Here is a 15,403-nt window from a genome sequence, read left to right on the forward strand (position 1 = left end):
CTTGGTCGGCCGATTCGGCCACCACGAGTGAGCTGTTGAACGCCAAAGGGAGCACGTGGTCGCGTCTACAACGCTACGCACGCCGGTACGCGAGGTCGGCGCCTTCTTCGCGATGTCGCTGGACGCCCTGGTGACAGCGTTTACCACGCGGTTCTCATGGCGTGAATTCATCGAGCAGGCTTGGTTCACGGCTCGAGTGTCGGCGCTGCCCGCCATCATGTTGACGATTCCCTTCCATGTGCTGGTCACGTTCGTCCTGAGCGTGCTGTTCGCCGAGATTGGCGCTCAGGACCTCGGGGGCGGCGGCGCAGCTCTGGCCGCGGTCTCGCAGAGCGGGCCGTTTATGGTGATCCTGATCGTCGGTGGCGCCGCCGCCACGGCGATGTGTGCTGACCTCGGGGCGCGCACCATCCGCGAAGAGATCGACGCTATGGAAGTGACGGGCGTCGACCCGATCCAACGGCTGGTGGTGCCGAGGATCGCCGCAATCATCCTGAACACGGTGTTGCTGTTCGGACTGTCGGTCGTCGGCGCCCTGGCGGGGTGTTTCTTCTTTAGTGTCTACGTCCTGAACGTCACTCCAGGCTCCTTCGCGGCCAGCCTGACGTTTCTCATCGGGCTTCCCGACCTGGTCATCTCCACCTGCAAGGCCCTCATTTTCGGCCTGGTCGCGGGCCTGGTCGCTTGCTACAAGGGTCTCACTGTCGGCGGCGGTCCGCAGGGGGTGGGCAACGCCGTCAATGAGACGGTTGTGTACACGATCATGATCTTGTTTGTCGTCAATACGGTTGTGACCGCTGCGACCGTGTCGGTGGTTCTGCGATGAGCGCGACAAGACAGCGGTTGGAGCGCTTTGTGCGGGCCTCGGCCGGGGAATGGAATCGCATAGGCGAACAGACCGCGTTCTACGCCAAGACTCTGGGCGAATCCACGGAAGCCGTGCGCAAATACAGGGTCGAATTGACGCGGCTCATCGCCCAGATGGGCCTGGGCGTCGGCGCGCTTGCGTTGGTCGGCGGGGCCGTGGTTGTCGTGTCCTTCGTCGTGATGGGCGCCAGCTCGGTCGTCGCCATTGTGGGGTACAGCCAATTCAGCAACCTGAGCTTAGAGGCGCTAATAGGGTTCTTCTCCGCCTACGTCAACCCGCGCCTCGTCAGTCCGTTGATCGCCGCTATCGGTTTGGCCATCACCATTGGGGCCGGCGCCACCGCTCAGCTCGGGGCCATGCGGATCAACGAGGAGATGGATGCCCTTGAGGTGATGGGCATCCGCGCGATCGCCTACTTGGCATCAACCCGGGTGATCGCCGGTGTGATCGTGGTCATCCCACTGTTCTGTGTCTCGTTAATAGCCGGAATAGTGACGACCCAGATGGTCGTCCTAGTGTCCTTCGGTCAGTCAGTCGGTGTTTACGAGCACTACTTCAACACATTCCTGCGGCCCACCGATGTGATCTGGGCATTGGTACAGGTGACGGTGCAGGGGACCGTCATCATGCTGGTGTGCACCTATTACGGGTTTAACGCAACGGGGGGACCCGCTGGCGTCGGTGAGGCGACCGGTCGCGCGGTACGCGCCGCACTGGTCGCGGCGACGACCGTCACGATGATCGTGGGCATGATCCTCTATGGCCGATCCGGTGGCTTCAACCTCACGGGATAGCGACGATGACACCGAAACGCCGCGAGCTTGGCCTGCATCCCGCATGGTGGACACTCATAGTCGCCGTGATGGCCCTGGTGGTAATCGTGATTACCCCTATTGCGTTTAACCGCGACTTCCAGTCATACGCCAGGGTGACCCTCCTGTCGGGCCGGGCGGGTCTGTTGACCGAGCCCTACGCGGAGGTGCAACTTCGCGGCGTTCCGGTCGGCCGGGTGGCGTCGATTCACACGGGCGGTGGGAAGGATCCCGTCAAACTTGAATTGGAGCTCTACCCCGACCAGCTCAAGTACATCCCTGCCAACGTCGGAGCTCAGATCACGGCCCCCACGGCGTTTGGTGGAAAGTTCGTCGAGCTGCGCACCCCCAGCGATCCGAGTCCGAAGCGGCTGGCGGCGGGGGCGGTGCTGCGGTCGAGCGATGTGACTGTCGAGGTCAACACGGTGTTCGACAACCTGGTCGGAGTGTTGAACCAGGTGGACGTGACCAAACTGAACGCGGTGCTGTCCGCGGTGGCCGACGGTGTTCGCGGCAAGGGTGACGAGCTCGGTCAGACCGTGACCGATCTCAATCAGGTGCTCAGTGAGCTCAATCCGCGCAGCGAAACCATCCGCCAGGATTTTCGCGGGCTCCGCGATTTCAGCAACACCTTCGCCGCGGCTGCGCAGGACGTCCTGACGGTGCTGGACGCCGCCAGCACGACCAGCGCCACCATCACCGGCAATGCGCAGGCCTTGGACGCACTGCTGGTCGACGTGATCGGTCTGTCGCGCAGCGGCATCGAGTTGATCGGCCCGAACAAGGACAACCTGGTTAGCGGGGTCAACATGCTCGAGTCGACAACGCGGCTGCTGATGAAATACAACCCCATACTCACCTGCACCCTCGTCGGCGGAAAGACCGTGCTGGACATGGGCTTCGCTGACGTAGCCGGCGGTCGCAACGGATACTCGGCGATACTAGACACCGCCCTTCTGCTCGGCGACGACCCGTACCGGTACCCCGACCACCTGCCCATCAACGGCATCAAGGGCGGCCCGGGGGGAGCGCCGAGCTGCGGCGAGTTGCCCGATGTCACCAAGAACCTCCCGGTGCGGTACCTGGTGACCAACTCCGGTTGGGGCACCGGCGTCGACATCCGGCCCAACCCCGGTATCGGCTTCCCCGGGTACGCGAACTACTTTCCCGTCACCCGGGCGGAACCCGAACCGCCGACCTTCAACAATCGCGAGGGCCCGGCGCCCGGACCCATCCCATACCCGGGCGCACCGCCCTACGGGGCGCCGCGGTACGCACCGGACGGAACGCCGCTCTATCCGGGTTTGCCGCCGGCGCCGCCGCCGGGCAGGCCGGCCGAACCCGGTCCGCCGCCGGCGGGCTCGGACCCGGTACCCCCTGCGCCGCCCAATCCGGCACAGGTGCAGCCGACCCCGATACCGCCATCGTCGTTGCCACCTTCGCCGCCACCACCGATGCACGCCCCAACACCCTGACCGCGGAACGCGATAGAGAAAGGCACAGATGCGAGAGAATCTGGTAGGTGCGTCCTTGCGCTTTAGCGCCTACGCCGTCGCCTGCGCGGTCATGCTCGTTCTGCTCTTCGCCGTCTTCGGTCAGCTGCGCTTCTTCCAGCAGACAACGACATACAGCGCCGAGTTCGCGAAAGTGTCCGGGCTGGAGAGCGGAAACCTCGTCACCGTCGCGGGTGTCGAGGTCGGCAAGGTGCAAAACATCGCGATCAACGACGACGGCACGGTGCGCGTCGAGTTCTCCGCGGACGCCTCGGTGGTGCTCACCGAGGGCAGCCGGGCGGTCATCCGCTACCAAGATCTGATCGGCGGCAGATACCTGGCGCTCGAGGAGGGTGCGGGGGGAGTCGACAGGTTCGATCCCGGGGACACGATCCCGCTGACCCACACCGAGCCCGCACTGGACCTGAATGCGTTGATTGGCGGTTTTCGGCCGCTGTTTCGTGCGCTGCACCCGGACCAGGTGAACAAGCTGACCGGTCAGCTGATCGCGGCCTTTCAGGGGCAAGGGCCGACCATCGGCTCGTTTCTGAGCCAGGCGGCGGCCCTAACCAACACGCTGGCCGACCGGGACCAACTGATCGGCGAGGTCATCGCCAACCTCAACACCTTGCTCGGTTCACTCGGAGACCAAAGTGACCAGTTCGCCGAGGCGGTCGACTCGCTGTCTGAACTCGTGGACGGCCTCGAAAACCGCAAGCAGGACATCGCCAACGGGCTGGCCTACACCGACGCGGCCGCGAAGTCGATTGCCGACCTGCTGGCACAGTCCCGCCCGCCGCTGCAGAAGGTGGTGCCCGAATTGGATCGGACCGCGGGAATCATCGTGGCCGACCACGAGTACGTCGACAACCTGCTCGACACGCTGCCCGACGCCTATCAAATCCTGGGTCGGCAGGGGCTATACGGGGACTTCTTCAGCTTCTACCTGTGCGACGTCGTCCTGAAGATGAACGGCAAGGGCGGCCAACCCGTGTACGTCAAGCTGGTCGGCCAAACCTCGGGGAGGTGCACGCCGCGATGAAACGCTTCTCCGAACGCAATCCGTTTGTCATCGGGGTCATCGGGCTTGGCGTGGTTCTCGCCATCACGGTGCTGTCGCTGAACTATCAGAAACTTCCGTTCTTCGACACGGGCAAAACGTACTCCGCCTACTTCAGCCAGGCCGGCGGCCTGCAACCGGGTAACGCGGTCCGGGTCTCGGGATTTGAAGTCGGCAAGGTGTCCAGCATCGAGCTGGATGGATCGCGGGTGCTGGTGACCTTCACGGTCGATGAAACCGTTCGGCTCGGCGAGCGCACCGAAGCGGCGATAGAGGTGGAGACCCTTCTCGGTGCCAAACTCCTGGAGGTCACTACGCGGGGAGAAGGGCAGCTGACGAATCCAATACCCCTCGACCGGACCGCATCGCCCTATCAGCTGCCTGACGCGCTCGGCGATCTCACCACAACAATCAGTGGGTTGAACACCGACCAGCTATCGAACTCGCTGGCCGTGCTGGCCGACACCTTTTCCGAAACCGCGCCCGACTTGCGGGCGGCGGTCGAGGGGGTAGGGCGGTTCTCGCAGACACTCAACGAGCGCGATGCCGAGCTGCGAAGGTTGTTGGACAACGCGAACAAGTCGACGAAGGTGCTCGCCGAGCGTAGCCAGGACGTGGTCAATCTCGTCGTGCACACCAACGCGCTGTTGGTCGAGCTGCAAAACCAGAGCAGCGCCCTGGACCAGATCTCGAACAGCATTTCGGCAGTGGCCCAGCAGATCGAGGGTTTCATCGCGGAGAACCGCGAATCGCTTAAACCCGCGCTGGAGAAACTCAACGGTGTGTTGGCGATCGTCGACAGGCGCAAGACAGACGTACAGGAGTCCGTCAAGGGGCTCAACGCGTACGTGTTGTCGCTGGGTGAGGCGGTGTCGTCAGGACCGTTTTTCAACGCCTACGTCGTCAACCTGCTGCCCGGGCAGTTCGTGCAGCCGTTCATCGACGCTGCCTTCTCCGATCTCGGCCTCGATCCGGCCACCCTGTTGCCCACAGAACGCGCCGACCCGCAGACCGGCCAGCGGGCAACGCCGCCGCTGCCGGTGCCCTTCCCGCGGACCGGGCAGGGCGGCGAACCACGCCTTACCCTCCCGGACGCCATCACCGGTAATCCCGGTGACCAACCATGCCCGGGACCAGCACCAGGTTGCTATCCCTACCGGCAGCCACCCCCGGCGCCGCCGGCGGGCGGACCGCCGCCCGGACCTCCAGCACCGGAACCCACCCGCCAGCCCCCGGGCCCGACGTCAGCCGAGGGGGACGGACAGTGAATATCCGCAACGCGAAGGTGGCTCTGGCCATGGCGCTGGTGCTGGTGCTGATCGGCGGCGTCGTCGCGGCGGTGAGGGCCGCGAGCGGCGCAAACCAAACAAATCTCGTCGCCTATTTCGAAAACAGCAACGGCATCTTCGAGGGCGACAACGTGGTCATCCTCGGTGTGGCAGTCGGCAAGATCGAAAAGATCGAGCCGCAGCCCGAGCGCGTCAAGATCTCGTTCTGGATCGACGAGAAATATAGGGTGCCCGTCGACGCCAAGGCGGTGATCCTGTCGCCGTCGCTGGTGACGGTGAGGGCCATCGAGCTCACACCCGCCTACACCGGCGGGCCGGTGCTGCGAGAGGGCGCGGTGATCCCGCGGAAGCGCACCGCGGTTCCCGTGGAGTTCGACGACCTTCGACAGCAGCTGGAGAAGCTGGCGGACACGCTGCAGCCCACTCAACCGGGCGGAGTCAGCACCTTAGGAGCCTTCGTCAACACCGCCGCCAACAACCTGCGCGGCCAGGGCGCCGACATCCGTGACACCGTCATCAAGCTGTCGCAGGCGATCAACGCGCTCGGCGACCACAGCGACGACCTGTTCGGCACCTTCCAAAACCTGGCGACTCTGGTATCAGCGCTGCAGGACAGTACCGGCCTGCTCAAAGACCTGAACCAGAACCTGGCCGCGGTCACCGGCCTGCTGGCCAACGACCCCAACGAGGTCGAAAACGCGGTCCGCACCCTCAACGACGTGGCCGACGATGTCACAGCCTTCGTGGCCGACAATCGAGAAACGCTGGGCACGACGTCGGACAAGCTGGCGTCGGTGTCGACCGCCGTGGCCGAAATCCGCGAAGACCTCAAACAAACCCTGCACATCGCCCCCACAGCGCTCCAAAACCTCACCAACATTTACGAACCCGCGCACTTATCATTGACCGGGAACCTGTCCCTCAACAATTTCGCCAACCCGATCCAGTTCCTCTGCGGAGCGGTACAGGCGGCATCGCGGCTGGGCGCCGAGCAGTCGGCGAAGCTGTGCGTGCAGTATCTGGCGCCGATCGTCAAGAACCGGCAGTACAACTTCCTACCGTTCGGGCTGAACCCCTTCGTCGGAGCCCAGGCGCGTCCCAACGAAATCACCTACGCCGAGGACTGGCTACGGCCCGACTACATTCCGCCGCCGGCCTCACCCGGCGGCGCGCCGATCGGGGGGCCCGCGACGGGGGCGCCGCCCCCCGAGGGGCCGCTCCCACCACCGAACCAGATCTACACCCGGTTCGGCGAGCCGGCCGACCCCTACCACGGGCAGCCGCCATTCGTACCGGCCAAGCCGCCGAACCCAATACCGACCAATCCTGCCGACGGCCTGCCCGGGATGATGGCGCCCCCCGGAGGTGGACGGTGAACCGATCGGCGCATTGGCGCCGCGTAGGCGCGGGACTCCTGGCGGCGTTGGCCGTAACCGTGCTGTCCGGCTGCGGATTCCTCCGCGACTGGCGGGGCGCGAACTCGCTTCCGCTACCAGGCACCGAGGGCGGCGGACCCGGGTCCTACACCGTTCGAGCGCAGCTGCCCGACGTGCAAAACCTGGATCGAAACTCCCGGGTCCGGGTCAACGACGTGACCGTGGGCAACGTGGAGAAGATCGAACGTCAGGGCTGGCACGCGTTGGTCACCATGACGATCGACGGTGACATCGACCTGCCGGCCAACGCGACGGCGACGGTCGGTCAGACCAGCCTGCTGGGTTCGCTGCACGTCGAACTGGCGCCGCCCACTGACGTCCCCCCCGAGGGCACCCTGGACGACGGGGCGCTGATCCCGCTGTCGTCGGGGGCCACCTTCCCCTCGACCGAACAGACGCTGGCCGCGCTTTCGCTGCTGCTCAACGGGGGCGGACTGGGTCAGATTCAGGACATCACCAAGGCGCTGAGCACCGCGTTGAGCGGTCGCGAGCAAGACCTCAGAAGCCTTATCGGACAACTGGACCAATTCGTCGCCTACCTCAACGACCAGAAAGGCGACATCATCGCCGCGACGGAGAGCATTAACAACTTGGTCGGCCAATTCGCCGAACAAAAGCCCGTCGTCGACAGGGCGCTGAAGACCCTACCCGACGCGCTGACGGTGCTTAAGGACCAGCGGCAAAACCTGGCTGAGGCGCTCGATCAGCTGGGTCAATTCGGCGCGCTGGCCACCGACTCGGTCAACCTGACCAAGGAGAACCTGGTCAAGGAGCTCAACGACCTGGGCCCGGTACTGCAGTCTTTGGCCGACGCAGGACCAGCGTTGACCCGTTCGCTGGATTTCTACGCGACCCTCCCGTTCCCCAAGCCCACGTTGTCCAAATGGCTTCGAGGGGACTACGCGAACCTGACCGCTGTCGTCGACCTGACACTGAGCCGGCTCGACTCGTCATTTCTCACCGGCACGTTCCTGGAGGGAGAGCTGACCGAGCTGGAGCTGCAGTGGGGACGCACCATCGGCCAGATGCCCAGCCCCTACACCGCGCGTAACCCGCTGATTGCGCCCTACCACTTCAACCAGGGGCCCTGACATGCGTCTGACGAGGCAAACCAGAATCCAGTTCGTGGTTTTCGTGACCGTCGCCTTGGCCGCGATCACCTACGTGTTCTTCGCCTACATGAGGGTTCCGACCCACTTCTTCGGCATTGATCGCTACAGGGTCACCATCCAGCTGCCAGAAGACGGTGGGCTGTATGAGGGCGGCAACGTCGCCTACCGCGGCTACGAAGTCGGCCGGGTGGACGCCGTTCGGCTGACCGACACCGGCGTGGAGGCGGTGCTGGCGCTGGACTCGGACATCCAGATCCCCGCCGATCTGAGAGCCGAGGTCCACAGCGTGTCGGCGATCGGCGAGCAGTTCGTCCAGCTATTGCCGCAAAGCGGGCAAGGCCCGCCACTGAAGAACGGCGACCTGATCCCCCAAGACCGCACGCATGTGCCGCCGGGCATTGCCTCGCTGCTGGAGGCCACCAATCGCGGCCTGAACGCGATCCCGCGCGAGGACCTCAACACGGTCGTCGACGAGGCGTATATCGCCGTCGGGGGGCTGGGGCCCGAACTGTCCCGGTTGGTGGACGGAACAACCAAACTGGCGGCCGACGCCCGCAGGACTTTGGACGCGCAGATCGCCCTGATCGAAGAAGCGAAGCCGGTACTGGACAGTCAGACGGAGTCGTCGGATTCGATCCAGGCGTGGGCGGCCAACCTGGCGACCATCACGACGCAGCTGCAAAACAACGACGCCGCCGTGCAAAGCCTGCTGCAGGACGCTGCCCCGGCCGCTGAAGAGGCGCGCGCGCTATTCGACCGGCTCCGACCGACGCTGCCGATCGTGCTCGCCAATCTGGTCAGCACCAATGAGGTGTTGGTCGCCTACCGAGACAACCTCGAGGGCATCCTGGTGCTGATTCCGCAAACCGCGAAAATCATCCAAGCCCCGCAGGTGGCCAACCTCAACACCAAGCAGGACTACAACGGCGCCTACCTGGACTTCAATCTGACCCTCAATATCGCGAAGCCCTGCACGACCGGGTACCTGCCGGTACAGCAGCAGCGGGCGGCGGCGTTCGAGGACTACCCGGATCGTCCCACGGGCAACCTGTTCTGCCGGACACCCCAAGACAGCGCATTAAATGCGCGCGGCGCGAAGAACTACCCGTGCGCCACCAAGCCGGACAAGCGCGCCCCAACGGCGCAGCTGTGTGAGAGCGACGAGGTCTACCAGCCACTCAACGAAGGCTGGAACTGGAAGGGCGATCCGAATGCGACGTTGTCCGGGCAAGACATCCCCGTGGTCGCGGGTGAGGAGGGAGCGCCACCACCGCCGGGGGTGTCGCCACCACTGCCTGCACCGCCACCACCTGGTGCGCCGCCGCTGCCGCTTTACCCAGCGGAGTACGACCCCGCGACCGGTACATATGTCGGGCCGGACGGGCGTGTGCACACCCACCAGAACCTGGCGCCCGGCGCCGGTGAGGAGCGGGCATGGCAAGACATGCTGACCCCTCCGCCGGGGAACTGAACACCACAGAGGAGACACACACGTTGCCGACATCGCCCGACCACACCGACAACGGTTCACCACAATCGCGGAACGGGAGAATCGCCGAGCCGAAGGCCGAAGATGTCTCAGCAGCCACACCCGACGCCGGCGACTCCGCCCCCGTAGACGGCGAGGAAGACGACGCCGCGACGGGATACGAAGACGAGCCACCAGCCGCGGTGCTGGCCAGACAGCCGATGTCACAGCTGCGGCGGGCCGCCCTCGTCGCTGTGGTCATGGTCGTCGCGCTGGGAGGGCTGGCCGGATGGCTCGGCTTTCGGGCAAACGAGTCCTATCAGACCGAGAAACAGCGTGAGCTGTTTGTTCAGGTCGCGCGCCAGGGTGCATTGAACCTGACGACCATCGACTGGCAACAGGCCGACGCCGACGTCCAGCGCATTCTGGACTCGGCGACGGGTACCTTCCACGACGACTTCGCAGCGCGGTCGCAGCCCTTCGTCGACGTGGTCAAAAAGGTGCAGTCCAAGTCGGTGGGCACAGTCACCGAAGCCGGGTTGGAATCGTTGTCCGACGATGAGGCTCAGGTGCTTGTCGCCATGTCGGTCAAGACCGCGATGCCCAATGCGCCCGAGCCGCAGCCGCGCTCCTGGCGGATGCGAATCTCGGTGCAAAAGGTCGGCGACGACGAGGTGAAGCTCTCCAACGTCGCGTTCGTGCCATGACCCAGCCGCAACTGCGCAGCGCACAACAATCGACCCGCCAACGCAGAAAGGAAACCAGCTGCTATGCCGGTCAAGCCCAATACCGTAACCGATACTAGGAACGAGCATCAGGAGGCGAAAACCCCCGAGGAGACGACCGAGCAGGTTCCGGGCGGAACCGCGTCCGACAGCACCGGTGGCGGCACGGGGTCGCCACGCACCCCCGCAGACGATGCCGAAATAGGCCACGACTCCGACACGGGTGGGCCTGTCAAGGGCAAGCGCCAGATCAACTGGTCTCGTGTGCTGGTTTTCGGGATGCTGCCGGCGGTGGCGTTGCTACTGGCGATGGCCGCCGCGTTCTTCAAGTGGCAGGACGCGTCGATGCGCCTCTCCGACCGCGCGCGCATCGAATCCGTCCAGGCCGCCAAGGACGCTACCGTGGCGCTGTTGTCCTACCGGCCTGACACCGTCGAGCAGGACCTCATGGGCGTGCGAGACCGATTGACCGGCGACTTCAGAGGCGAGTACACGAAGCTGATTCAAGATGTGGTGATTCCCGGTGCGAAACAGCAACACATTTCAGCGACAGCCAGCGTTGCGGCGGCGGCCTCGGTGTCGGCAACTCCGGGCCACGCGGTGGTGCTGGTGTTCGTGAATCAGACCACGACGGTGGGAACGACTGCACCCACCGACCTTCAGTCCAGCGTCCGGGTAACCATGGACAGAATCGACGATCGCTGGCTCATCTCCAAATTCAGCCCGGTCTAAGCGATCGTTACGAAGCGAGGTTGACTGTGGCTGCACCTTCTTCCGAACCCAGGTAACGGTCACCGGGCAGATTTTCTAGCAGACGGCCCGGCTGGCCCTGAGTAGTCTCACCGACTTGTCCACTCTTCTGAATTTTGCCGACCGCGCGACTTCCACAATTCGCACAAAGATCATGGCCGAACGCCGCCCACCAAGAGCTGGCATACCCAGCAAGCCGATGCGCGGATTCGGCCGGACGACCAATCCGGTACTCCACCCGGCGTCCAGCAAGGGGGTAACGCTGAGGCCAGTTCCGTGCCACGCCGGGCAGCGAACCGAGTCCGGCTTGCCGCTGGCGCCCCTTGCGCGGTTGTGCGTGGCCAGTAACACTTTCGACCAACTGTGGAATTTCATGCAGTTGGCGCGGACCTACACCCAGCTTATTGCCAGAGATGGTGGGGCCTGCTAACGTCGAGCATCGAACGTTCGATCAGCAATATCAGAAGATCCTCGTGACACGCACGCTGTGCGGAGCCACAGGCAACAGCGGCACATCGCATCGCCGAAGCTTGCCAAAAGCCCGCGCAGTCGCCGAGACTGCCCCGGCTGCGACAGCACCTCAAACATAAACAACGTCAATCGTTACAAACAGGAAGAGCACGAGATGACGCTATCGGCCGCTTTCATTCAGCCGGTGCCAGACGACCTCCGCGTCGGAGAAACAGCGGGATGGCTGTTCACCGCCTGGGTCATCGTTCTGGGACTGCTTTTTCTCGCCTATGGAGGCTACCGCTTTGCGAGGTACCGCGACAGCGTCCCCGTGATCATGTGGGCCGGAGGCGCGTTCATCTGCTCCTTCGTGGAGCCGATGGGCGACTTGGTCGGCCATCTCTGGTGGCCAACTAACGTGCCACTCACGCTTTACACCGCATACGGCGTCGAGGTCCCGCTGCTGATCCCGTTCGCCTACTCATCTTTCGTTGGGGGCGGAGGCTACTTCGCGTATCGGCTCATAGCCGCTGGAATAACAATGAAGCGCCTCTTCGCAGTCTTCGGGATCATCGCCGCCGCCGACTTCATCATGGAAGTTCCGGGCACGTCGACCGGAGTGCACGTCTATTACGGCAACCAACCGTTCGAGATCTTCGGCTTTCCTCTCTACTGGTCCTGGCTGAATGCGACAGCGATCCTGTCGATCGGACTCTTCCTCTACGTCTTGGAGCCACGCGTACACGGCAAGTGGCGCGCAGTGCTCTTGCTGGCCCCGACCGCTGGCCACATGTGCGCTTGGGGCATTGCGATGCCGCTTGCCTTCCTACAGCTCAACACGTCGATGGCCGAACCGATGCGTTACATCATTGCGATCCTCACACTGCCACTGGCACTGCTGATCGTTCGCGCCATCTGGGAAGTGATCAAGTTCGTCCGGCAATATGACGCCATGGCGATCGCCGTGAAAAAACGTCCTGATGCGGTTCACGAAGCATCCCGGTAAGTCCATGCTGCCGAACCACACGATCCGCTGAGCTGAACCACCTCAATGAGTTCCCAGCGCGGATATCCGCGGGCGGTTCAGCTTTGAATACTCGATCTTCGAATTTCTCGAACCAGTCTCCGCAGGGAGGAACCAATGGTAGTCGGTGAAACGACGCGGCAAGTGAAGACCGGCCTCACCGCTTGGTCGATGGTGAACCTCGAGATCAACGCCCAAGCGGCCGCCGTCTACGAGCAGATCGGCATGGACAGCGTTTGGGTGATCGACCATTTGCTCGGCCTGTCACATCCGGACGTGTGGAACGACCTTCCGGCCTCGGCAGTACTTGCCGATCCCGACGCATTTCTCGACCCCTTCTGCACGGCAACGGCGATTGCGGGCAGGACGTCGCTTCCGATGGGCAGCGCGGTCATCGACATCACTCGCAGAGGGTCGGCCGATCTCGCGCGAGCGCTGCTAACCGTGCATCACGCGCACCCGCCTGGCTTCATCCTCGGCGTCGGCGCCGGCATCCGGCTTAACCTCGAGCCGTTCGGCTACGAGTTCAAGCGTCGCGTGAGCATCTTCGAGCAGCGATTGACCGAGATCCGGTGCCTTCTCGACACCGGCCGCATGCCGAACGGCGTCGGACGGATCGGTCTTCCGCTTGAATCTGGGATAGGGCGGCCGCAGGTTTGGGCGGCCGCGCACGGCCCGCGAATGCGTAGGATCACCGGCCGGCTTGCCGACGGCTGGATCACATCAGGCGTGACTCCGGAGCAGTACGCGCTGGACCGCGAGCACGTGCTCACCGTGGCAGCAGAAGCCGGCCGACCACGCCCAACCTGCGCATTCGGTCCGCTCGTCTTCCTGGGACACTCCCGAGAATCGATCGCAGCGGCATTGGACGAATTCCCGGCGGCGAAGCTGGCCGCGCTGTTCCTTCCGGCGGCAGCGTGGCAGCGTCACGGTCTGGCGCATCCGACAGGGCCAAGCGCCCAGGGCTTTGCCGACGCGCTCCCACACCAATTCGACGCGTCGATGCTCCGTGATCTCGCGCCCCGCATCCCGTTCGAGCTCTGGGAGAAACTCGTCTTCGCCGGCAACGCCGAAGAGGTCTCTGCGCGTCTGCGCCCATACGCAGATGCTGGCTGCGAGCACTTCATCCTCGCCGACGCCACCGGTCTCGCGATGGCGCCCGACCAGGCGGCAGAGAACCTCCCACACTACGGCCATGTCCGCGCCCTGCTCGCCCAGGCGGCGCCGACGACCGTTAGCTAGTTTCTTAGGCGAGCGAACCGAGTCGGCAAACACGGGCTCGCCGTGGTGCGGTCCTGTGACCTGCCGGGACGAGGAAGCGCCAGCGGGCACGACATCCCGCGTTCCTCGCAGCTGCACTCGATCATTCCCGCACGAATTCGCCACCGGTCCAGCGATCTACGTGAACGATGACGCGATCGATGAGTTCAACCATGCAACGGCCGACAGGGCAAGCGCCCGTCGTCCTCAGCGACCACCGCCTCACGGGCATCATGTCGCGCGAGGAGCACTCGCTGGCGTCGCACCACATGACGCACATCGACCGGCGCGAGCCGCCGCTACGCCGAACCGGGCTCTTCTCACGTTCGACGACGAGGCAGCCAGCGCAGTCCAGATCACGACACTATGGCTGGCGACCGCCTGTTCGTCCTGCCCTTTCGGGAAGCGATTGCGCTCGCCGCGACACGACCGGAAGAAGGGCGCTGATCCGCCTGTGAAACACGGATAGTTGTTCATGGATCATAGTGATTATCCGTGTACGGGGTGGAATAGCCTGTGGTGCAGCAAAATTAGGACCGGTAAACCGTCACGGTGACGTATCGACTACGTACTAGCGGACTTAGCCGATCGAGGCGAAACCACGCATACTTTTGTTGGGTGGGTGGGCCGTTGGCAAGGATGCTACTGCCGCCCGTGCTCGTGTGGCCGCCAGCGACGGCCGCGATGGCGGCGTCCGTCCGTCGTCGCCATCGCCCACGCAATCGATTCGGTGGCGCGAGCCATTCTGTGAGCCTGAGAGGTGGGGGACACTGGCTGATTCTTCTGATGGAAGTGGCGAGTCAGTCTTCATGGATAATGCACACTATCCATAAAGCAAGCGGAATGAGTTGGCGCACAACATTATTGGGACCGCTAGAACCGTCACGGTGACGAATCGGCAACCGTTCACCCGGCAGCGGGGCACTGTCACTGGGGAGCCGCCGCTACGGTGTGCCTCGGCGATGAACGTGCGAATTTCCCCCGCGGACCTGGTCCTACGACCCACCCGCTCTTCGCGCCCCGCAATCAACCCGAATAGCCTTGGTCAACAGCAACATTCGGTGAACAGAAGCGACGGTCGCACCGGCGGGCGGCATCGGCCGATTGATTCATCAGATGAAAACGGCGACATTTTTCATGGATAATAGAGATTATCCATGTCCACAGGATCACTGGGGGCAACTAGATTCGACGTCAGCGCTAAAGTCGTCCATATAGCGAATGGGCCTTTGCCTGCCGCAGCGTATGCCGTAGGCGACGGTATCTCCCGATGCGTTGGTTCGTCACACGCTTACCTACGCGCCGGTTCCTAAGGTTCAGTCGCCCAGGCTTCAGCGAACGCCACTGCCTCTGGGCGCTTCCGAGTCCACCGGTCATGAGCAGCGCAACGCCGGCGCATAATCTCTACGGCTAGTAGTGATTCGATCCACGCGTTCATCGATTGCTGATCCTAGTCGCGTTCCGTTTGGCCCATGATAAGCGCCTCGATGGCGTTCAGCGGCTCGAACAGGTGTGCTCGGAGCGGACTGCTTGCGAATTTGGATTTACTCGGCTCGGTGGACCAGAGGTTTGCACTATTATCGGCGAAAGAACACCATGACCGACCTGGCCCTCTCTTAACTGCCCGAACCTTCTACGGCGCAGTTTGTCGGTTGC

The 15,403-nt window shown here is 63.8% G+C and carries 12 protein-coding genes; all 12 read left to right on the forward strand.

Annotated elements, in window-relative coordinates:
* Positions 1-55 precede the first annotated feature (55 nt).
* The 12 genes from AU185_RS16010 to AU185_RS16065 all read left to right on the forward strand — a co-directional run bounded on the left by AU185_RS16010 (position 56) and on the right by AU185_RS16065 (position 13,729).
* Entirely contained in the window at positions 56-826 is a 771-nt protein-coding gene (locus AU185_RS16010) for an MlaE family ABC transporter permease (RefSeq protein ID WP_059101096.1), read from the forward strand.
* On the forward strand, positions 823-1,662 hold the full coding sequence (locus tag AU185_RS16015; protein ID WP_059101095.1) for an ABC transporter permease: 840 nt from the start codon (positions 823-825) through the stop codon (positions 1,660-1,662). Before AU185_RS16010 ends, AU185_RS16015 begins: the two co-directional genes overlap by 4 nt.
* A 5-nt stretch (positions 1,663-1,667) precedes the next feature.
* Positions 1,668-3,155: an MCE family protein gene (locus AU185_RS16020; RefSeq protein WP_059101094.1), complete on the forward strand. Its 1,488-nt coding sequence runs from the start codon at positions 1,668-1,670 to the stop codon at positions 3,153-3,155.
* A gap of 28 nt (positions 3,156-3,183) precedes the next feature.
* Complete coding sequence (locus tag AU185_RS16025; RefSeq protein WP_059101093.1) at positions 3,184-4,215, forward strand: virulence factor Mce family protein; 1,032 nt, start codon at positions 3,184-3,186, stop codon at positions 4,213-4,215.
* Complete coding sequence (locus tag AU185_RS16030) at positions 4,212-5,501, forward strand: MCE family protein (RefSeq protein ID WP_059101158.1); 1,290 nt, start codon at positions 4,212-4,214, stop codon at positions 5,499-5,501. Before AU185_RS16025 ends, AU185_RS16030 begins: the two co-directional genes overlap by 4 nt.
* A gap of 29 nt (positions 5,502-5,530) precedes the next feature.
* Positions 5,531-6,898, forward strand: a complete 1,368-nt coding sequence (locus AU185_RS16035; RefSeq protein ID WP_082683948.1) for an MCE family protein — start codon at positions 5,531-5,533, stop codon at positions 6,896-6,898.
* A complete protein-coding gene (locus AU185_RS16040) occupies positions 6,895-8,049 on the forward strand; it encodes an MCE family protein (RefSeq protein ID WP_059101092.1) in 1,155 nt (384 codons plus the stop codon). The genes AU185_RS16035 and AU185_RS16040 overlap by 4 nt, the downstream gene beginning before the upstream one ends.
* A 1-nt stretch (position 8,050) precedes the next feature.
* Positions 8,051-9,541: an MCE family protein gene (locus AU185_RS16045; RefSeq protein WP_059101091.1), complete on the forward strand. Its 1,491-nt coding sequence runs from the start codon at positions 8,051-8,053 to the stop codon at positions 9,539-9,541.
* Positions 9,505-10,245 carry an Rv1363c family protein gene (locus tag AU185_RS16050; protein WP_059101090.1) on the forward strand — a complete coding sequence of 247 codons (741 nt, stop codon included), beginning with the start codon at positions 9,505-9,507 and terminating at the stop codon, positions 10,243-10,245. Before AU185_RS16045 ends, AU185_RS16050 begins: the two co-directional genes overlap by 37 nt.
* Before the next feature lie 63 nt (positions 10,246-10,308).
* Complete coding sequence (locus tag AU185_RS16055) at positions 10,309-10,995, forward strand: Rv1363c family protein (RefSeq protein WP_059101089.1); 687 nt, start codon at positions 10,309-10,311, stop codon at positions 10,993-10,995.
* A gap of 643 nt (positions 10,996-11,638) precedes the next feature.
* The gene (locus tag AU185_RS16060; RefSeq protein ID WP_059101088.1) at positions 11,639-12,469 is read left to right on the forward strand and encodes a hypothetical protein; all 831 of its coding nucleotides are present in this window, start codon (positions 11,639-11,641) and stop codon (positions 12,467-12,469) included.
* 162 nt (positions 12,470-12,631) lie between these two features.
* A complete protein-coding gene (locus tag AU185_RS16065) occupies positions 12,632-13,729 on the forward strand; it encodes an LLM class flavin-dependent oxidoreductase (protein WP_172800395.1) in 1,098 nt (365 codons plus the stop codon).
* Positions 13,730-15,403: the final 1,674 nt, after the last annotated feature.

The sequence above is a fragment of the Mycobacterium sp. GA-0227b genome (genome assembly GCF_001499855.1).
Taxonomy (GTDB): Bacteria; Actinomycetota; Actinomycetes; order Mycobacteriales; family Mycobacteriaceae; genus Mycobacterium.